General features: G+C 44.1%; 16 protein-coding genes and 1 CRISPR repeat array. Of the genes, 5 read left to right on the top strand and 11 right to left on the bottom strand.

The annotated features are described in order from the left end of the window. Nucleotides 1-278: 278 nt before the first annotated feature. The 4 genes from uppS to IM485_RS13485 form a co-directional block, all read right to left on the bottom strand. Nucleotides 279-1,028 (bottom strand): polyprenyl diphosphate synthase, encoded by a 750-nt coding sequence (gene uppS / locus IM485_RS13500; protein ID WP_104397610.1) that lies wholly within the window; start codon nucleotides 1,026-1,028, stop codon nucleotides 279-281. Further along, nucleotides 1,025-1,945 (bottom strand): diadenylate cyclase CdaA, encoded by a 921-nt coding sequence (gene cdaA, locus IM485_RS13495; RefSeq protein ID WP_002801364.1) that lies wholly within the window; start codon nucleotides 1,943-1,945, stop codon nucleotides 1,025-1,027. The genes uppS and cdaA overlap by 4 nt, the downstream gene beginning before the upstream one ends. Nucleotides 1,946-1,967: 22 nt before the next feature. Next, the gene (gene lysA / locus IM485_RS13490; protein ID WP_287743697.1) at nucleotides 1,968-3,371 is read right to left on the bottom strand and encodes a diaminopimelate decarboxylase; all 1,404 of its coding nucleotides are present in this window, start codon (nucleotides 3,369-3,371) and stop codon (nucleotides 1,968-1,970) included. Nucleotides 3,372-3,825: 454 nt separating this feature from the next. After that, the gene (locus IM485_RS13485) at nucleotides 3,826-3,954 is read right to left on the bottom strand and encodes a hypothetical protein (protein ID WP_265577982.1); all 129 of its coding nucleotides are present in this window, start codon (nucleotides 3,952-3,954) and stop codon (nucleotides 3,826-3,828) included. Nucleotides 3,955-4,047: 93 nt separating this feature from the next. On the opposite strand from IM485_RS13485, the gene IM485_RS13480 reads away from it, so the two are divergent. From IM485_RS13480 to IM485_RS13460, 5 genes are all read left to right on the top strand, one after another. Continuing rightward, nucleotides 4,048-4,746 carry a hypothetical protein gene (locus tag IM485_RS13480; protein WP_194013712.1) on the top strand — a complete coding sequence of 233 codons (699 nt, stop codon included), beginning with the start codon at nucleotides 4,048-4,050 and terminating at the stop codon, nucleotides 4,744-4,746. Between the two features lie 385 nt (nucleotides 4,747-5,131). Continuing rightward, the gene (locus IM485_RS13475; RefSeq protein ID WP_287743693.1) at nucleotides 5,132-6,856 is read left to right on the top strand and encodes a diflavin flavoprotein; all 1,725 of its coding nucleotides are present in this window, start codon (nucleotides 5,132-5,134) and stop codon (nucleotides 6,854-6,856) included. A 476-nt stretch (nucleotides 6,857-7,332) separates the two neighbouring features. Continuing rightward, complete coding sequence (locus IM485_RS13470; RefSeq protein ID WP_002774994.1) at nucleotides 7,333-7,767, top strand: ribbon-helix-helix domain-containing protein; 435 nt, start codon at nucleotides 7,333-7,335, stop codon at nucleotides 7,765-7,767. A 5-nt stretch (nucleotides 7,768-7,772) separates the two neighbouring features. Further along, nucleotides 7,773-8,150, top strand: coding sequence for a DUF5615 family PIN-like protein (locus tag IM485_RS13465; RefSeq protein WP_002774995.1), 378 nt, complete (start codon nucleotides 7,773-7,775; stop codon nucleotides 8,148-8,150). Nucleotides 8,151-8,265: 115 nt separating this feature from the next. Further along, nucleotides 8,266-8,430, top strand: coding sequence for a hypothetical protein (locus IM485_RS13460; protein ID WP_170863675.1), 165 nt, complete (start codon nucleotides 8,266-8,268; stop codon nucleotides 8,428-8,430). Nucleotides 8,431-8,697: 267 nt separating this feature from the next. Here IM485_RS13460 and IM485_RS13455 read toward each other — a convergent pair whose 3' ends face one another. The 7 genes from IM485_RS13455 to IM485_RS13425 form a co-directional block, all read right to left on the bottom strand. After that, a complete protein-coding gene (locus tag IM485_RS13455; protein WP_287743689.1) occupies nucleotides 8,698-10,245 on the bottom strand; it encodes a hypothetical protein in 1,548 nt (515 codons plus the stop codon). 244 nt (nucleotides 10,246-10,489) lie between these two features. Beyond that, entirely contained in the window at nucleotides 10,490-12,241 is a 1,752-nt protein-coding gene (locus tag IM485_RS13450) for an RAMP superfamily protein (RefSeq protein ID WP_287743687.1), read from the bottom strand. Nucleotide 12,242: 1 nt separating this feature from the next. Next, nucleotides 12,243-12,713 (bottom strand): hypothetical protein, encoded by a 471-nt coding sequence (locus IM485_RS13445; protein ID WP_110580682.1) that lies wholly within the window; start codon nucleotides 12,711-12,713, stop codon nucleotides 12,243-12,245. A 197-nt stretch (nucleotides 12,714-12,910) separates the two neighbouring features. Further along, complete coding sequence (locus IM485_RS13440; RefSeq protein ID WP_287743682.1) at nucleotides 12,911-13,789, bottom strand: RAMP superfamily CRISPR-associated protein; 879 nt, start codon at nucleotides 13,787-13,789, stop codon at nucleotides 12,911-12,913. Beyond that, a complete protein-coding gene (locus IM485_RS13435; protein ID WP_287743680.1) occupies nucleotides 13,790-14,794 on the bottom strand; it encodes a CRISPR-associated protein in 1,005 nt (334 codons plus the stop codon). It lies immediately after the preceding gene. Then, entirely contained in the window at nucleotides 14,769-14,891 is a 123-nt protein-coding gene (locus tag IM485_RS13430; RefSeq protein ID WP_287743699.1) for a hypothetical protein, read from the bottom strand. The genes IM485_RS13435 and IM485_RS13430 overlap by 26 nt, the downstream gene beginning before the upstream one ends. A gap of 201 nt (nucleotides 14,892-15,092) precedes the next feature. Next, complete coding sequence (locus tag IM485_RS13425; RefSeq protein ID WP_287743678.1) at nucleotides 15,093-16,811, bottom strand: Cas10/Cmr2 second palm domain-containing protein; 1,719 nt, start codon at nucleotides 16,809-16,811, stop codon at nucleotides 15,093-15,095. Nucleotides 16,812-17,251: 440 nt separating this feature from the next. Further along, a CRISPR array of direct repeats spans nucleotides 17,252-18,261; the repeat unit is 35 nt; unit sequence GTTTCCATTCATACGCTTCACGAATTGGAAGCAAG. Nucleotides 18,262-18,367: the final 106 nt, after the last annotated feature.

Raw genomic sequence — 18,367 nt, 5'->3', positions numbered from 1 at the left:
GTGTAGGGTTTTACCGATTTTGAGGTAGTCAGTTACCTAATTTTCAGGGAAAAAGTACCTGAATTCTACCCCCGATCCCTCCAATGGTCGGCACTTTTTGAGGGAAAAAAAGTCTAAAAGCCTTATCCAACAAGGTTTTTATATTTATTCAGCAAGCCCTACTTAACGGATTGAGTATTAACCGTTGCCCCAGGGAGTTTAAGATAAAAAGTGAAAAATCAAAAATTGTCCTTTAACTGCTCCACAGTGGCTATTTCGCTAAATTTGGGATGCAGACCCTATAATTTGCCAAAACGACGATGACGACCCTGATAATCTTTTAAAGCGCGGTGAAATTGCACTCGATCGAAATCGGGCCAGAGGGTGTCGGTAACGTAGATTTCCGCGTAGGCCATTTGCCAGAGTAAAAAATTACTAATTCGCATTTCCCCACTACTGCGAATTAACAGGTCTGGGTTAGGAATCCCGGCAGTATAAAGATACTGTTCAAAGAGAGATTCATCGATCGCTTCCGGGGAGATTAAACCCTGTTGCACCTGACGAGCGATTGCCTGACAAGCTTGCACAATTTCCTCTCGGCCGCCATAATTAGTAGCCACCGTAAATTGAATACCGGAATTTTTGCTAGTTTCTGCTTGAGATTTAACAATTTCCCGTCTTAAAGACTCTGGCAAGGCTGATAAATTACCAATAAAGCGAATTTTAACATTTTCCTGCATCATTTCTTCTAATTCCCGCCGCAAAACCCGCTCGAATAGAGTCATTAAAAACTCTACTTCTTCTAGGGGACGACCCCAATTTTCCGTCGAAAAAGCATAAGCAGTTAAAGCGGGAATCCCCCAGTCACGACAACAGCGCAGCAAGTCTTTTAGTGCATCCACTCCCCGTTGATGGCCCATAATCCGCGGTAAACCACGACTTTTCGCCCAACGACCGTTCCCATCCATAATCACTGCGACGTGCTGAGGCAAACGGTTTTTATCTAAATCCGTGGGTAATTCTGGTGATAAGCTCGGTTTAACAGTCATTTTCTATCTTTGGGGGTTGCGCTGGGCGAACGGGAGAATTTTTCTAAGATTAGACGACCTTTTAAGCCAATTGTACGCCCTAAACGTCCCCAACTGGGTGCGACCACTTCCCCCTCTCCCGACGGAGAAAACTTCGCTTCGAGAAGCTCTTTTAGTTTACTACTGGTTAAAGGCCGATCCAAATTACCCCCCGACGCGAGGGAAATCGAGCCAGTTTCCTCAGAAACCACAATACATAAACAATTATCTAGCCTTTCGGTAATGCCCATGGCTGCCCGATGACGGGTGCCTAATTGCCTAGAGGTACTGCGCTCCGATAGGGGTAGAATAACACCAGCGGCCACCACTCGATCGCCCCGAATAAATACGGCTCCATCGTGCAGTAAAGTTTTAGTTTGAAAAATAGTTTGAATTAATTCCTTAGATACTTGGCCATTGAGCGTCACCCCCGGATTGACAAACACCTTGGTGTCGAGATTGCCACTGGTTTCTAATACCATCAGCGCACCGGTGCGATTTTGAGATAGATCCTTCACCGCGTCCACTAACTCATCAATGACATTATCGGTCTTGGGAGTGGGGGAACTTTTTTTAAATAATTCCCACACTTGACCTTTGCCCAATAATTCTAAAAAACGGCGGAATTCCGACTGAAAAATCACAGCAATCGCCACTGCTGCCCCCAAAATCAATTTTTCTAGGACTAACCCTAGCAAGCGCAATCCTAGGGCATCGCTAATTACCGAGGCCAGCATTAAATAGATTAGTCCTCGCACCATCCAAAAGGTACGCCGCTCGCCGATAATTAGCAGCAGCATATAGGTAAGGAGGAGAACTAACCCAAAGTCTAGGACTGACAGACCATGGCTGAGAATCCAGGACAATAACCGGCGAGGGTCTAGAAAAAAACCCGACATGGGGGGACGATAGCGATGAGGTTTATATCAAGGAGAGTCGATTGGGTAAGCGGTCTTGACGCAGCAGATCCGCCAGATTTTCCCGTTCAAGGATCAGATTAGCTTCTCCGTTTTGGACAATTACCGCCGCTGGACGGGGTAAGCGGTTGTAATTAGAAGCCATACTGTAGTTATAGGCCCCCGTGGCTAAAACCACTAAAATATCCCCCGGGTTGGTTTTCGGTAGCGCAATATCCTTAATTAGAATATCGCCAGATTCACAATGTTTTCCAGCTATTGTCACCAATTCCTGACATTCTTGACTCATTTTATTGGCGACAACGGCCCGGTAAACCGATTGATAGGTAATCGGTCGGGGATTATCGGACATTCCGCCATCGACGGCGATATAGGTGCGGATTTCGGGGATTTCTTTGCGATTACCCACTGTATAGGCCGTTACGCAAGCGGTGGCAATCAAAGAGCGTCCCGGTTCGGCAATAAGCAGGGGATAAGCGATACCTCTTTCCTGACAAGCTTTAGCCACTGCTAAGGACACTGCTTGCACCCATTCCTCGATACTTGGGGGGTCATCACTTTCCAGGTAGCGAATCCCTAAACCACCCCCGACGTTTAATTGCTCTAGGGGTAAACCTCGTTCTAAACCTAATTTAAACCAGTCTGCTAAGACAGCGGCTAGGTCTTGGTGGGGTTGACGTTCAAAAATCTGGGAACCGATGTGAGCGTGTAAACCCAGACAATTCAGCTGCGGATGATCTAAAACATAGTCAAATACCGCTTCGATTTGATGAGGGTCAAAACCAAATTTACTGTCTAAGTGACCGGTGCGAATATATTCGTGGGTGTGGCACTCGATGCCGGGGGTTAACCGCAATAGGATCGGAATAGGGGTATCAGGACGATTTTCGCCTAATTTAACCAGATTTTCTAACTCTAGCCAGTTATCAACAATAATAATGCAGTTATGCTCGATCGCATATTCTAACTCGGCGATCGATTTGTTATTACCATGAAAGTATATCGGCACATCGGTTTTATTGATCTGGTCTAAAGCGGTTAACACCGTGTGAATTTCTCCGGCCGACACCACATCGAAACCTAATCCCTCCCTAGCGACCACGGCCGATACGGCCAGGCAATTCCACGCTTTCGAGGCATAAATTACCCTAGATTCTCCGGGATAATAAGTCTGGAAACCTTGCAGGTATTGACGACAGGCAGTGCGGAGGGTGACTTCATCGACAATATACAAGGGTGAACCGAAACGTTCCACTAGGGTGGTCACATCGCAACCACCGATTTCTAGACAATCGCGGTTATTAACCTTGGCTGTCAGGGGTAACAGGGTTTGATTTGGGGATAGACAATCTTGATAGGCTAAATATTTTTGTCCGGAATTGCTGATTTTAGGTTCGGTTGATAGCATGATCGGTGTTTTTTGTCAAGAAATCGATAATTTTTGTTACAATCTCCGCGCATCCCCGATTCAGTTAAGGGAATTTTGACCGTCGGTGATCTAGATAACCAAAATAGTTCTCTCTTTCACTTTACGACAAGTTCTAACCTTTCTCTGATCAGTAAAAATCTCTAGCAAATCCTCCTAAGCTGTTGACCATCTGAATTGCTCGTTAAGACTGCAAGGGAGAAGGGAGGCTCTTCTCGACTTTGTGTGATAATTTTTGCTTATGGAATTGTGAAATGCTTATCGGGCAAAACTTTTAGGGCTATTTTGACGAAGAAACCATCAGTATAGACCTCGTTTCCACACAGAAACCAGAAGAGCCGAAGGGAGAGAAAGTTTGAGCATTTGTACTAAAAATTCCCATAGGCAGTTTAAATTTAGTACAGCTTAGGGGTTTTTATTGATCTGGGGGTTTAGTTTATCTTAGTTTCTCCTTGAGAGGACGATACAGCCAACGGGCTGCATAGTTAGCCGTTTTTACCATTATTAGATTATGTAGCCGTCTTTTTACTTCTTCTGCTTCCCCCTCATTTTTGCTCGGTTTCATTAGAGGTTATGGCTTTTTATCAACGGGGAATTGCAGGTATGGCGGCTGGGGCGATAATTAGTTTACCATTAGTGAAAATTTTGAATAGTCCTGATGATGATGAAATTATTAGAATGTGTAGTCATTTTTGCCAGTTTACTGAATGTTACCCCGGGGATGGCCAATCATTTCCCCCTACAAGTTGTTCAAGCTCCCAGTGGCTCTTCGATTCAAGGTTATTGTTTTTCGGTTGCTAATGATGATCTGGATTCTACGGCGAGGATTTATATTCAGGGAAATCAAGTCACGGGTCGGGTAGAAGCTACGATTCAGAACGAACAAGAATCTTATTATACTTCCTATAATCAAACCTTACAAGGAACAAGAAAGGGGAATCAGTTAAACTTAAATATCAGGACAACAATTGAGTTAGACACCCAAAAAACTCAAGAAATCTGGACGTTAACTTCAGATTCTTTGAATACGGGACGATTGGTTTATCAAAGACAACCTTGTTTAGTTGCTCAAATCCGGTTTGCACCCGGAACTAATAGTGCCACCGTCAATCAATCGGTTGTGCGAGGGAGTCGAAATATTTATCTCTTAAGAGCAAATCGAGGACAGAGAATGGAGCTGAAAATTACATCGTTAGAAAATAATGCCGTATTTGATGTGATTGCACCGAATGGGGAAATATTGAAAACAGAAGCTACCCAATCTAGTTTAAAATTACCTGCTACTGGAAATTATGAAATAATTGTAGGTGGAACTCGCGGCAATGCCACCTATAAATTAAATGTTAAAATTCAATAAATAGTAGTAGGGTGGGCATTGCCCAGGCTGCATCTCATTTTTGTAAATCTACCAAGTTGGGATTTTTACGGGGAAACTCTCGGCTAAAATCGGGCATTACTTCCGATTCTATCACTCAATCCCAGCCTTTGGGGGGTAGAACCCCCGAAACCCTGGAGCGCATTAGCTTTTCGGTGGGATGCTTACAGGCAGCTGCTGATACATTTGTCATCATCTAAGAGTCACTGATAATTGCTGATTGTCGGTATTCCTGCAAATGTGAGATGCACCCTGACCATTAAGATAACTGTTATTAGTAATTATGGGAAAATAAATCCCCATACCTTATTTCCTCGTGGCACAATAGAGACAAAGTATAAAAAACTTAACAATAAGGAGGGGTTCGATGGTTGCTACACCAGTCAAAACAAAACGTCTCACCCTGCAGGTGGCCGATCTCACCGCAGACACCACCGCTATTCGTTCCCTCGATTGGGATCGCGATCGCTTCGATATTGAATTCGGATTACAAAACGGTACGACTTATAACTCCTATCTGATTCGTGGGGAAAAAATCGCCCTTGTGGATACCTCTCACGAAAAATTCCGTCAACTATATTTTGATAGTCTCAACGGATTAATTAACCCCCAAGAAATCGATTATTTAATTATCAGTCATACTGAACCTGATCACAGTGGTTTAGTCAAAGATCTGCTACAACTCGCTCCCAATATTACCGTCGTTGGGTCGAAGGTAGCAATTCAGTTTTTAGAGAATTTAGTTCATCATCCCTTTCAACGTCAACTGGTCAAAAATGGCGATCAGTTAGACCTAGGCAATGGTCACATTCTCGAATTTGTTAATGCTCCTAACTTACACTGGCCCGATACTATCTTTACCTACGATCACGGTTCGGGAATTTTATTTACCTGTGATGCTTTTGGAATGCACTACTGTTCCGATGATCTTTACGATGAGCAATTAAGTGCTATTGAACCAGATTATCGCTTCTATTATGAATGTTTAATGGCTCCTAATGCTCGCTCGGTACTAGCGGCGATGAAACGGATGGAACCCCTAGGTAATATTAATCTCGTGGCTAATGGTCACGGACCAGTATTAAAACATAATGTTACTGAATTATTGACCCGTTATCGTGATTGGAGTCAAGCACAAACTAAGGCAGAAAAAACCGTCGCTGTTTTCTATATTTCCGATTATGGTTATAGTGATCGCCTCTGTCAATCGATTGCAAAAGGTATTACTAAAACTGGTTTGGCTGTGGAAACTTTAGACCTGAAATCCGCCGATCCCCAAGAGGTAAAAGAATTAGCTTCTTCTGCGGTGGGAATCGTCATCGGTACTCCCCCCGTTTCTGGTATTAATGCCCAAGAAATTACGGGTAATCTAGGCACAATTCTCGCCTCGGTTAACCCCAAACAATACCTCGGAATGTTTGAATCTAAAGGGGATGATGATGAATCAATTTTACCTCTATTTAATAAGTTTCGTGAAGTTGGTTTAACCAAAGCTTTTGATCCCATTCGTAGCGCAGAAACTCCTAACGAGAGTCTCTATCAACGCTGTGAAGAAGCGGGGACAGATATGGGACAACTATTAACCCAAGAGGTAAAAGTTAAACAAAGAAAATCCCTCGATACTGACCTCGATAAAGCCATCGGACGGATTAGCGGTGGTCTATATATTATTACCACCAAGAAAGGAGACAGAAGCGGTGCAATGGTTGCTTCTTGGGTGACGCAAGCAAGTTTTGATCCTCCCGGTTTTACCGTTGCTGTGGCCAAAGATCGGGCGATCGAGTCTTTACTGCAAGTGGGGGATCAATTCATTTTAAATATTCTGGAAGAAGGCAATTATCAAACCCTGATGAAACACTTTTTAAAACGTTTCGGACCAGGGGAAGATCGTTTTGCAGGAGTCAATACTCGCACCGCTAATAATGGTTCCCCAATTTTAGCCGATGCTCTCGCTTATTTAGAATGTGAGGTTGTTAGTCGCATGGAATGTGCTGACCACTGGATTGTTTACAATAAAGTCACCGATGGTCGCGTTTCTAAACCTGATAGTTTAACGGCTGTTCACCATCGCAAAGTCGGTAATTATTATTAGGATTTTTGCTTGATTTGACTGGTTGAGAAAATACAGATCAAGATGTTTGCTCTCAGCTTTTGAGATGGTTTAACCTCTCAACCAGTTAGTCATACTAAATCCGTTGATTATAGGCTACATATCAGGATAGGCAATAGGCAAAACAAGTAGAAGGGCATCCGAGGGGGTCAAGGAGAGAATAAGGATTTTAGCGATTGTCTTACCCCCTCAGATGCTTATAGATTGTCACAACAATATAAATTTATCTTATGGTAATACTCAAAGAAAAGGTTTTTCTCCGCGCCACTACCTTATACTAAATCTGGTTATTAAAAACTGATTATTTATTCCCCCTTTTGCATCTCCTCATAACTAGCCTGTACTCAACGGATTTAGTATTAGTCCTAATTTTTCGGTGAACGGTCAATTCTTTAATGGCATTGGCAGAATGAGTTGAGTTACACTGTTTACAGTGTAATTAAAAGTTAAAAAAATTGATGTCCCAAGTTGTTAGCACCAGACTGCCCGACCACACAGCAGAAAGACTGAAAAGGTTAGCCCGCCGATTAGGAAAAACCCCTAGCGAAACCGGCGCGATTTTAATCGAGGAATCCCTCCGAGAAAGCGAGTTCCCCTATATTGAATTTCGCCATTCTCCTTTGGGGCGGCAGCCCTACCTAAAAAACTCCAGTTTGGCTCTGTGGGAAGTAATTCAAATCGCTCAAAGCTACGGACTAGATGAAGAAAAAACGGCGGCACATTTTCATCGACCCCTGGAATGGGTACGCTCTGCCCTGCTCTATGCCGAAGCCTATCGGTCCGAAGTCCAAACTGCGATTTCCGATGCTCAAGCGATGAATGAAACGACGATAAAGCGGCTCTTACCGCAATTGGAAACAATGACGGTTTCTGCTGATTTGAGCGGGGAATAGCTAAAATGCTATCTTTTTTATTGGATGAACATATTTCTCCGACGGTTGCCGAACAAATTAGTTATAAACGTCCAGAAATCTCGATTTTTCCCCTAATAACTTGGCAAAAAGGTAGATATTTGGGCTATTCGGATGAAATCGTCTTAAAAGCGGCGGCTGAAGCCCGATTAACTCTAGTAACCTACGACCAGAACAGTATTCCCCCGCTTTTGTGGGAATGGGGAGAAGCTTGGAAAAGTCATAGCGGCGTTATTTTTATCGATTATGAGTCTATTCCCCCTAGCAATTTCGGTCTTTTGATCCGTTCGCTTTTAGCCTTGTGGGAACTGCAAGGAAAGCAGGATTGGACTAACCGACTTGTTTATTTGAAGCCAAAAGTCTAATTCTTTTGGACAGATTGCGATCTGATGTGTTATATTAGTTAAAGGTGTGGCAGAAATGACTACAATTATCCATTGCGAAAAGACCTGATTTTTGTCTACGCATGGAGACGTAGTAATGAAAATCACCAAAATCGCCGCCATTAAGGTTTCCGCGTTAGTTGTCTGTAATGTAGTCTCGGTAGTTGCACCGCACGATGCGATCGCACCTGCGCTAAACGTTCTGGTCTGGGGATCGATCGAAATCTGCATAAACAACAGAAAGCCAAAAGATGAAAAATAAGTAGGGTCTGCTGAAAAAGTACGGGCGAAGCATTCGGATAGAAAATCTACGGTTTCACCGATAGGTTATTGTCCGAATGCTTCGCCCCTACAGGACGCGGGCCGATGAAGACGCAAGGTTTTGAAGCACGATTCTCTCAAAATCTTGCACCTGTGAGAGCAAAACAGAACCCTAAAACCCTTACCTCGTCTATATTTCACATTTATTCAGCAAGCCCTAAGTAATCAATATCCCCTAGTTTAACTAAAAACTAGGGGAACGTATTTTTTATAGGGATTTGGCTAATTTTTCGAGATGATCCTCTAAAGGGATATAATCATTTTCCGTCCATTCACATAGGGTTTTCAATGCAGAAATAAATTTATCTTTAATCTCGTTTCTATAAACCTCATCTACGCTTTGATCTAGATTAATCCTTTGAGAATTGCAATAGCTAACCTTGTCTTCAAGATACTTTCTTAATTCCTCGGGATTGGTGAGATAAAGAATCATTTCTTCTTTTTTTACTCCCCGTAAATTGTGCATTAGTTGGTTACGGCGATCGAATTCATGATCTCTGTCTCTTGTGGATGACCAAATTAATAATTGCCAATAATCATTATCTACAGTTTTCGTAAATTCTTTGAGTAAAGGAAAAAGTTTATGAGAATTCTGAAATTTATGATTGTCAGCTTTATCTAATTTAAGTTGCTTAATCACTTCCTGGATTTTTGTTTCTTTTAAGTTAAGTGATAATCCTTTCTCGTTCCATTCTTTAAAACCTCCTGGTATATGTTTTTGTAAATAGAGTGAAATAGAAGCTTTTAAAAACGTTTCTTGAGCGGCAGATAATAGAATAATTGCTTGAAGATAGTTTTCTTGTTTCAAGAAATATTCGATTAAATCTAAGGTTTTACGAACTCTCTTGATCGCTTGTGTCGGCTCGAATTCATCGCCAGTATCTATGGTTTTCATATTAAAAAGATCTATGTAGCTTTCTAGCTCCTTAATTTTTTCTGAGTTATCGTATCCTACCTCTTTTAATAATGCCAATGCCGATCCCGGAAAACCATCTGTGATTAATTTTTTAGCCTTCTGTATTTGTAATTGTTTCCAATAGCTAGAACTCGGAATAATTTCGGGGCTTGTTTTAATCTCATTTTCTTCATAATATCGATTAAGTATCAAGAAATTGACGTTAGAGAAGTAACCAATACTGACAAATTGAACGGCCGAGGAAATAGCGGGGGTACTAGCTTGATGACTGATGTAAAAAACATCATCTTGCTGTATTTTTGTTAACTTTTTGGTGACAAGAGTTAACACTTGATCCCAGTGATCTAGCCCCTTATCCTTATCCTTATCCTTATCAGAAGGCTGTAAAGTGATAAAATCTGGTTTTAGCTTAAGTTTGGTCTGGAAGTACCATTCAAAAAGCGGTTTTAAGGTACAGGTATCTTGCCAGAAAGGACAGGAAGAATTTTTGATGTCCGATGTTTTAAAAAGCTTTTCTTGATCGGTTAGGATGATATAAACTCGATCGGGAAATTCTTGATCTTGAAATGCTTGAATTAAAACATCAAGCAAAGGGAATACTAAATCTGAATAACAATGTTCATGATCTTGATAAACTAATCCCAAAACTCTAGCGGCAACGGGAAAACACTTAGTATCGTTTTCTCGTTTAAGATTGGCAAAATCTTTACCTTCTCCCTGGCAATTACAGAGAGGTTTGTTGTTTTTAGCCTTCTCAAATAATCGCTCCCCTCTCGTCCAATTGGCATCGGTATTTAATTGAATATCGCTGTTTCCCGTTGTGATAATCCAAGTAGTCATGGTTTTACCCGATAAATAGGGTTTGCTGAATAAATGGGCAATATGGACGAGGTAAGGGTTTTAGGGTTCTGTTTTGCTCTCACAGGTGCAAGATTTTGATCGTCGTTCAAAACCTTGCGTCTTTATCGGCCCGCGTCCTGTAGGGGCGAAGCATTCTGGCAATAACCTATCGGTGAAACTGTAGATTTTCTATCCGAATGCTTCGCCCGTACTTTTTCAGCATACCCGATAAATATGACAAATATTACCAAATTTTTACAAAGTCCGATCGCTCGTTGAGAAAAGCGATAAAATGAGCGCTACCATCGGTTGTTTCGGGAAAGAAAGTCAATAGTTCGATCGGTGGTTTCTGTCGTTGCAGTTTACCTTCAGAATTCAAGTGATAATAAGGGTAAATTCGATGCCAAAGTCTTCCAGTTTGCGAGTCCCGTCCGATGCTTCCTTGTAAGTTCCGCAGGGTGTGGGTTCCCTCGTAAGGTTGATGGAACCATTTGATAGCTTTAATCCGATCCTCGACAATTCTTCCCCAGACTTGCACCCCACCTTGATTATCGTAAGGATACCAAGCTTCTCGCCAATCACAGTGTACAGGATTATCGGGATGAATAGTATAGCCTTGTTTAGCGGCGTAATTCTGGAATAGTGTCCGAAGGCGATCGATAAATCGTGATAGATCTTGTTGTAAATCGGTGATAGGAAGATAAAGAGATTCTGAAGAGTCTATAAATTTCCAATGACACCCGATCATCGGTTTATTGCCTTTTTCTAAATAGGGACGGAAAAACTGCCAGTGATCCGCTCTTCGCCATGATTTGCCGAATCCCCCGAGTAAAAGAGCAAATTGCACTATTGCCTTGGCTAATTCCGCGAGTTCTTGCCGCTTTTCTGGGGAAGTGCGACGATTCATACAGGAAATTTGTAAAGCTCCCCGTTTGAGATTGTATAGAGGCATAATTTGCTCGCTTTTACCCGGGGGAGTGTAGGGATGCTCGCCAAATTTTAAATCATCATCATGGTGGGTGAAGCTGATGCCGAGTTGTCCCAGAGTAGCGGCTCCGTCGATACCCCCCCAGAGGATTTGAGTTAGGTGTTTAGCGGTCTTTTCATCGGTCATTCCTCCTAGTAAACGTAGGGTATGACCTCGAAGGGCTGCTTTAAACATATTGGGACGGAATTCGGAGGTTTTGTCGAGTAATGTAGCGGTGATTCCCTGTCCTGTGAGATGAACTTGTAAGAGGGTTTCTGGTGAGGGTACATCTTTAAAGCGACCGTATCCGGCGCTAACTCTGGAACCGAGTCCATTGCCGATCGCTTTCTCCCAAATTTGCCAGATCGTTCGCCATTCTTGTTCGTCGAGGGGAATGGTACTGGAAATCCCGAAGTTGAGAGTTACCTCGTGAAAAGATAATAGTACATTAGCGTTAGTTTTTCCGTCTTGAATAACTTGTTTTTCCTGCTGGGGATGAGCGATATCGACTAAGTTTCGAGTCCAGTTATTATCCGTAGGATAGCCTCCTAGAAAGCGCAGAATACCTGGTTCGGAACCCTGATCGCCTTGGGAGGGTTTGCCGCAATATCTGAAAGCTTGTTCGGTAGTACAGGCACAGGCACGACGGAAAGCCCCTTTCATCGATGATCCGGGGTAGTAGGGATAGCCCCGCGCACCGATAGCCGGTCGGATAATGCCATCATCTTGACCTCCATTGGTGACGAGTCGCCAAGTCATAGTATAGGGTCGCGTCTTGGCTTCTTCGCTAAATTGCGGTGGTTCGGGGGAGTTATTTCTGTTGACGGGAGATAAATTTCGTCTCCATTGGTTACTGTTATCGGGTTGTGGGGATTTACCCCCACTATCGTCAGTGGAATGATAAAGTTTAGTCCATTGATCGACCCAATCGTAGGCTTGCGCTTTTTGTTTATTTTCTTGTCTATGTAGTTGACATCTTCCCTCGATCTGTGCTTGATAGAGGAGGGGTACATCTGACCAGTCCGGCATTTTATTCTTCCTCCTCGATGTTCGGATTTTGGGGATTAGAGCTAGGTTTTTTGTATCGTTGCGTCCACCAGACTAAGCTATCACAAAGTTGGGTGAGGACGTAGAGAGCGATTCTCTGATCTTCTAGGGGAAAAGTTTCTTGATTCCAGAACTCTCTGGCGATCGCTTGGATAGCTTTGGTTTGAGCTTCCGGTTTATCTTGAGGATTAATCTTGCCACGGGGAACCCGTAATCCCGCATCTTCTAAGATATCGACGAATTTCTGCCAGACATCTCGCCAGTATCGTCCTTTTTGTCGATCAGTAGCGTCATTTTTGTCGATCAATCTCAGGTGTTCACCCCAAAAACGTTCTAAACCGTAGGCGACGGTGGTTCTCATTTTGTGGGATTCATTCAACACTTTCTCGCTGTCTCGGTATTTTAAGACCAATTCCTGGGCAGCCCGATCGAGGTTATAAGGATTCCATGTCATTTCGCGTCTCCTAAGTAGCTGGTTATAATTAAATTAAAAATGGATTTTAGGTTCGATCCCCCCTGCCCCCCTTGATAAGGGGGGTGCCGATCCCCCCTGCCCCCCTTGATAAGGGGGGTGCCGATAGGCGGGGGGATCCCCCTTGATAAGGGGGGCATCTGATAATTTTTAACGCCTACCTACTTAACAGTTTCCGGTTAAACTTTCGATAAGTTTTTCAAGGTCATCATGCAGTGGCCGAAGCCGACCGATTCGAGTCCCCCTAGATAAATATCCCCCGTTTTATCTTGTTCCAGTGGTTTCCAGTTGTCCCAAACGTTATCATCGATCGGTTTAAGGGCAAGGGGAAAAGCGAGGACTGTTCCTTCTGGTATTGCCTCGACATTAAAAAACGCTTTATTAGCCGCCACTTTCCGATCTTCTTCTAACTGCACGCGACTCTGACGATAGAGGGCCATATCGTGGATCATACCCATATCATTGTCATCGACCACCACGGCGGGCAGGTTTTTGAGGGGAAACCAGGGTGTTAGATCCCGATTTGGGTAACTCACCGTGATAAACCCCAAGTTGAAGAAAAGTACGGGGTCAGAGTTGTTTTTGGAACGGGTTTTTAGAGTTTGCGAGCCGGTGTACTCGGGGGGGATGTCTGCCTTGACGTCGGCAATGCGTTGGTAGCGTCGCAGTAAACTCGGACAACTAACCCAAACGATCGGTTGTCCGGGGCAGAAAACTGGCAGCCAGACGATCGAGGCGTGTTCTGGTTTGATAATCGATTCATAATCGTAGTTTTCCTGTCGGTTTTTTTCCGCACCGCGGCCGTACCAGCGTTCCACTTCTTGTAATGCGCTCGTTTTGGCCTGTTCCGGGGGTTGCCCTTGCTTCTTGTATTGGCTTGTTAAACGGGCTAACATATCGGAGCGGAGACGACCGCGTAGGGAACTACTGGGGATTATGCCCGTTTGGGTGAACTGATCGCGAAAGATCAGGTTAAGGTTGCCGCTTTCTTCCCCGGCGGCGGCTCCCAGATGGAGTGGGGCAAGGGTTTCAATGATGCCGTAGGCTTTTAGATACATTCAATTCAATCCTTTTATTGTGAGCGGTAGAGATAGTCCACAGCCGATATGTTTGAGGGGAAACCCCTCTCTAGGAAACCAGTCTTCCGGCCAGTCCCACCACGATCGCCCGATCGGTTCTTCCAGCACATACACGCTTCCCGAAGGAACGGAATACCTACCCCGTCCCAAGCGTCCACCTAAACCGTAACGGTAGGGGATGGGTTTGTCGGTGAGCAGCAGTTGAACTGAGGGGAAATCGGGTTGTTCAGGAATTCGGGAGGAAAATCGTTTCGATCCCCAGATGGCCGGAGTAATCGTCGCAAAGGCCTGTTCGATTGGCTGTCTCAGCAATTCATAGATGGCCCAATCGGGTTTAATCTCAACGCTCTCGATCTCGACTAGATGATTTTCTCCGCCGAATTTATACCATCCCGGATCGAGGGGATGGGTGGCTAGATAGATCAAACAGGTTCCCTCCTTCATCTGCACGGCGTATTCTAAAAACAGACCGTCCTTCTCGACGGTACAGCGTCGATCGATCTCTAGCTTGGGATGTAGGATCGGGGTAAATTCCCACGGTGAGAGTTCCGCAAATCCGTTGTCGGCGATGTATTGCGCCGATTCTGTCCAATCTTCACTAGAAATCCAGGAAAATTCGGGTTCTATTGAGTCATTATCGCAATCTCGGTCCCAGACGACTTGTCGATCGGGTGCAGCTATGATTCGCCATTCGTCGGATTTGTCGGTGGCGATTATTTTCGTGCGGGGAATCGGGATATAGACGTTACGAAGACTATCGGTTTTGGCCCAGAAGGGGCCAGCGATGAAGAGGTTGTCTCTTAATTCCCGATGGCTATACTGATGGGTCGTTTTATTGGCGCTGAAAAATAGTCCGGATAGGGTGGCGGCATCGGGGGGAAATTTAGAGCCAGAACGTCCGACAAGGTTTTCTGGGGAGAGGAACGCGCCGGAACTGCCGTACATCATGCCGAGGGGTTTAATGATGATGAGATGGGAAAACATAAGTAGGGTCTGCTGAAAAAGGTTTTCCTGGGGGCAGGGTGTGGGGTGTGGGGTGTAGGGTGTGGGGTGTGGGGTGTGGGGTTTTAGGGATTTTCATCTGGTCAATTACCTAATTTTCAGGGAAAAAGTTCAGGGATTTTACCCCCGATCACTCCAATGGTTGGCACTTTTTGAGGGAAAAAAAGTCTAAAAGGTTTACCCAACAAGGTTTTTAGATTTATTCAGCAAACCCTAAGTAGTCGTGCAAAATTAATTTCTTGGTTAGGATAGGCAATAGGCAATAGATTCGGATTTAGGATTATTTTTTGATCGTTTCCCCGATCGAGAGATGCCAACCGATCGCGATCAGTTCGTCTATCCAGCGAATGATCGCCCTAGCGTAGTCCTTCGATAGCGCGCCCTCTGGGAGGGAGACGATCTGATCATCTTCTTCTTCTAAAATTTTTTTATAGCCGCTAAAGTATAGATCGAAAAACTGTAGGAGTGTGGAGAGGTTATCGAGGATTTTCGAGTCTGCGCCATCGGAATGGCTTCTAGGGTTATCGAGATAGCCCAGACCGAAAGCGTGACGGGCTTTTAGTCGGGCAAAGTCGCTATAGATATGACCCCAGTTTTTCCCGCCGTCCCGATCTCGATAGTGGTTTAGCGTGTTCAAGTATTTCCATCTGGTTGTCCATTGAACATATTGCCCGTTGTTAAATAAAACGCGGATGGTGAGGCGATCGCGTCCTAGTTTTTTCGAGCGCTGTTCTGCTTCCCGACAGTGCTGTAAAACGTCTCTCTGGGGAATGCTGTGGGCTGCCCAAACGAAGCCGAGACTTAGAGTCACCCGTTGATTGATTTCTTCAGTTTTTCCAGTTTTCCACTGTTGATCGAGGGTTTGTAGCCAGTGAAAAACTCGATCGATCTCGATCGAGTCGAGTTGTGGATCGGGAAATTGGCTATTATAAACGATGCCCAAAAAATCATCTCCTCCCGCGTAAATTATTCTACCGAGTTCGGTCTGGTTAAAGTCCCTCTGAAATTTTTGTCCCCACTGACGCATAATCTTGCTGAAATCTCGGATTTTTTGGTCTGAGCCGAGGTTTTTCAGGTAATCGCCCACTTTATCGCCATCTCCCATGAACCAGCCCGTTTTTTGTCCCACTGAGGCGGGGTTATCTTGCGGTCTCCTGATCAGATCTCGAAATCCTCGCTGGCGAAGTTCTTCGGGAAGTTTAACTCCTAGAGAGCGGGCGATATGTGGGAGAGTGATCAACCGTTTGGTTAATTCGGGAATATTCAATCTTTCGTTTCCATCGATGTATTTGCCTTCCGGTTGTCTATCTTTGGGTTGACCGTCAGGATCGTTAACTCCATCGAGTAGGAAGGCTAATCTTCGGTAGAATAGGGCGATATGTCGGTCTTCTTCGCTCCAGTCAAGCGTTTTCATATCTTGGTTTTCCCGATCCATCCCGTACCAAGCGATCGCGTCAGTCCCGGACAGACTAGAGCTTTCCCCGACCCAATTCACCCCTTGCCAATTGCGGGCGAGTTTACGATTTTCTAGATCGACCATGGCGGACTCTAGATTGTCCCCCATGCCCCAGAAAAATTCCCAGGTGCGTTTTTCCCACTTTTTCCAGCTTTTTTGCCAATTCCATTCTGAGGATCGATAGTAAGGCGCGAGGGCGTTTTCGACCCATTTTCTACAGGTTGCGAGAATATTTTTCCAACGATTTAAAAAGGCTCGTTGCAGTTCCGCAATGATTTCCTCGGAGGAGGAGGACTGTATTTCGCTATCGATTTTCAGGAGAACACGGTTGGGCATTCCCTGTTGGGAGTTACGGTTGGGCATTCCCTGTTGGGAGTTTAGGAGTCCGGGGCTAATTAGGTGGTACTGCTCGGGCCGGTGGGTGACGATTGTACTGGTCAGATCCGAGAGAATCTGAGAGGCTCCGTACAGGTCCCTCAATTTGCGGGATTTTTCAATAAAGCTTTGGACGGGGGAGAAGGTGATGGCTATATATTTGGACATAAAGCTAAGTAGTCGTGCAAAATTAATTTCCTAGTGAAGATAGGCAAGAGGCAAGAGGCAAGAGGCAAGAGGCAAGAGGCAAGAGGCAAGAGGCAAGAGGCAAGAGGCAAGAGGCAAGGGGTGGTTAGATATGTGTAATTAATTTTGCTTAGGTAGCTATAGAAAACTCGATTGTTTAAGAGGTATATTCAACAGCCTTGAAAAGACCTAGAAAAGACTTATCTCTGGCTAAAAAAATAGGATTGTTAGATTAATTGGCTCTTTTGTACTTTTATATCTATCACTAAATTTCTAATTATTGTGTTAATTTTAAATAATTTTTCTTAAACAATCTTTATTTTTATTGATTTTTATTAATTAAGTATCGTTTCTATTCAGACGCTTAATTAATTGGAATTAAAAAAATTGTAGGGTTAATTCATGAATTAACCCTACACATTATTTCCATTCATACGCTTCACGAATTGGAAGCAAGTTCCTATATAGGAAAACAGATGAAGACCTTTTTAAGGGTTTCCATTCATACGCTTCACGAATTGGAAGCAAGTACAGCAAACATTTTGATTTTGCCGTTAAGAAGCGGTTTCCATTCATACGCTTCACGAATTGGAAGCAAGAATTATCTACCCCCTCCTAATAGGGGCCCTTTGTGTTTCCATTCATACGCTTCACGAATTGGAAGCAAGCGCGTCGAAATCGACTTGGATTCCAACGATACCGAACCGTTTCCATTCATACGCTTCACGAATTGGAAGCAAGTTGGCGATGTCCCCTCAAGAGGCGGAAGCCGCGTTAGCGAAGTGTTTCCATTCATACGCTTCACGAATTGGAAGCAAGATTGAAGATGCTTGGCTTGAGTGGCAAGAAGCTAATTATTGGTTTCCATTCATACGCTTCACGAATTGGAAGCAAGGCTTAAGAAGATGAGTGCCCTCGGGTGGCTTATCGTCGGTGGTGGTTTCCATTCATACGCTTCACGAATTGGAAGCAAGTCTCCCTCTTGCTAATAGGCAGTAAAGTCCCTGCCTTCATGTTTCCATTCATACGCTTCACGAATTGGAAGCAAGAGAGTGGCTACTAAGCAATTTTTCAGTCTGGGGTTACGGCCACGTTTCCATTCATACGCTTCACGAATTGGAAGCAAGGACCGACCGCAAAGGAGGTTGGCTGTGGTTGTTTGATAAGTTTCCATTCATACGCTTCACGAATTGGAAGCAAGGCTACGAGATAGCAGGAGAATACATTGCTTGAGACTGCATTGTTTCCATTCATACGCTTCACGAATTGGAAGCAAGTCGAATATTGTGGCCAGAATGGAGTGAGTCTATCGATGGTATGTCAGTTTCCATTCATACGCTTCACGAATTGGAAGCAAGGGGGGAAGATACAACTCCAACCAGCACCATCCGAAGTTGGTTTCCATTCATACGCTTCACGAATTGGAAGCAAGACTAGCTTTGCAAAGCTAGGCTGTACAAGGATTGTACAACGATTTTTCGTGGGATATTGAAAAGCATAGACATTATTAATAATAATTGTCAATAGTCACCTCGGTC

It is taken from the genome of Microcystis sp. M169S2, from assembly GCF_020245865.1.
Taxonomy (GTDB): domain Bacteria; phylum Cyanobacteriota; class Cyanobacteriia; order Cyanobacteriales; family Microcystaceae; genus Microcystis; species Microcystis ichthyoblabe_A.
This window is presented reverse-complemented; position numbering and strand designations above follow the sequence as displayed.

Bases quoted from the DNA above. Each gene is read 5' to 3' on its own strand.
- IM485_RS13480 (WP_194013712.1), top strand. From the start codon at position 4,048: ATGATGATGAAATTATTAGAATGTGTAGTCATTTTTGCCAGTTTACTG.
- uppS (WP_104397610.1), bottom strand. From the start codon at position 1,028: ATGACTGTTAAACCGAGCTTATCACCAGAATTACCCACGGATTTAGAT.
- IM485_RS13465 (WP_002774995.1), top strand. From the start codon at position 7,773: ATGCTATCTTTTTTATTGGATGAACATATTTCTCCGACGGTTGCCGAA.
- IM485_RS13455 (WP_287743689.1), bottom strand. From the start codon at position 10,245: ATGACTACTTGGATTATCACAACGGGAAACAGCGATATTCAATTAAAT.
- IM485_RS13430 (WP_287743699.1), bottom strand. From the start codon at position 14,891: ATGAAAATCCCTAAAACCCCACACCCCACACCCCACACCCTACACCCC.
- IM485_RS13470 (WP_002774994.1), top strand. From the start codon at position 7,333: ATGTCCCAAGTTGTTAGCACCAGACTGCCCGACCACACAGCAGAAAGA.
- lysA (WP_287743697.1), bottom strand. From the start codon at position 3,371: ATGCTATCAACCGAACCTAAAATCAGCAATTCCGGACAAAAATATTTA.
- IM485_RS13450 (WP_287743687.1), bottom strand. From the start codon at position 12,241: ATGCCGGACTGGTCAGATGTACCCCTCCTCTATCAAGCACAGATCGAG.
- IM485_RS13440 (WP_287743682.1), bottom strand. From the start codon at position 13,789: ATGTATCTAAAAGCCTACGGCATCATTGAAACCCTTGCCCCACTCCAT.
- IM485_RS13425 (WP_287743678.1), bottom strand. From the start codon at position 16,811: ATGTCCAAATATATAGCCATCACCTTCTCCCCCGTCCAAAGCTTTATT.
- IM485_RS13485 (WP_265577982.1), bottom strand. From the start codon at position 3,954: ATGAAACCGAGCAAAAATGAGGGGGAAGCAGAAGAAGTAAAAAGACGG.
- IM485_RS13445 (WP_110580682.1), bottom strand. From the start codon at position 12,713: ATGACATGGAATCCTTATAACCTCGATCGGGCTGCCCAGGAATTGGTC.
- cdaA (WP_002801364.1), bottom strand. From the start codon at position 1,945: ATGTCGGGTTTTTTTCTAGACCCTCGCCGGTTATTGTCCTGGATTCTC.
- IM485_RS13475 (WP_287743693.1), top strand. From the start codon at position 5,132: ATGGTTGCTACACCAGTCAAAACAAAACGTCTCACCCTGCAGGTGGCC.
- IM485_RS13435 (WP_287743680.1), bottom strand. From the start codon at position 14,794: ATGTTTTCCCATCTCATCATCATTAAACCCCTCGGCATGATGTACGGC.
- IM485_RS13460 (WP_170863675.1), top strand. From the start codon at position 8,266: ATGAAAATCACCAAAATCGCCGCCATTAAGGTTTCCGCGTTAGTTGTC.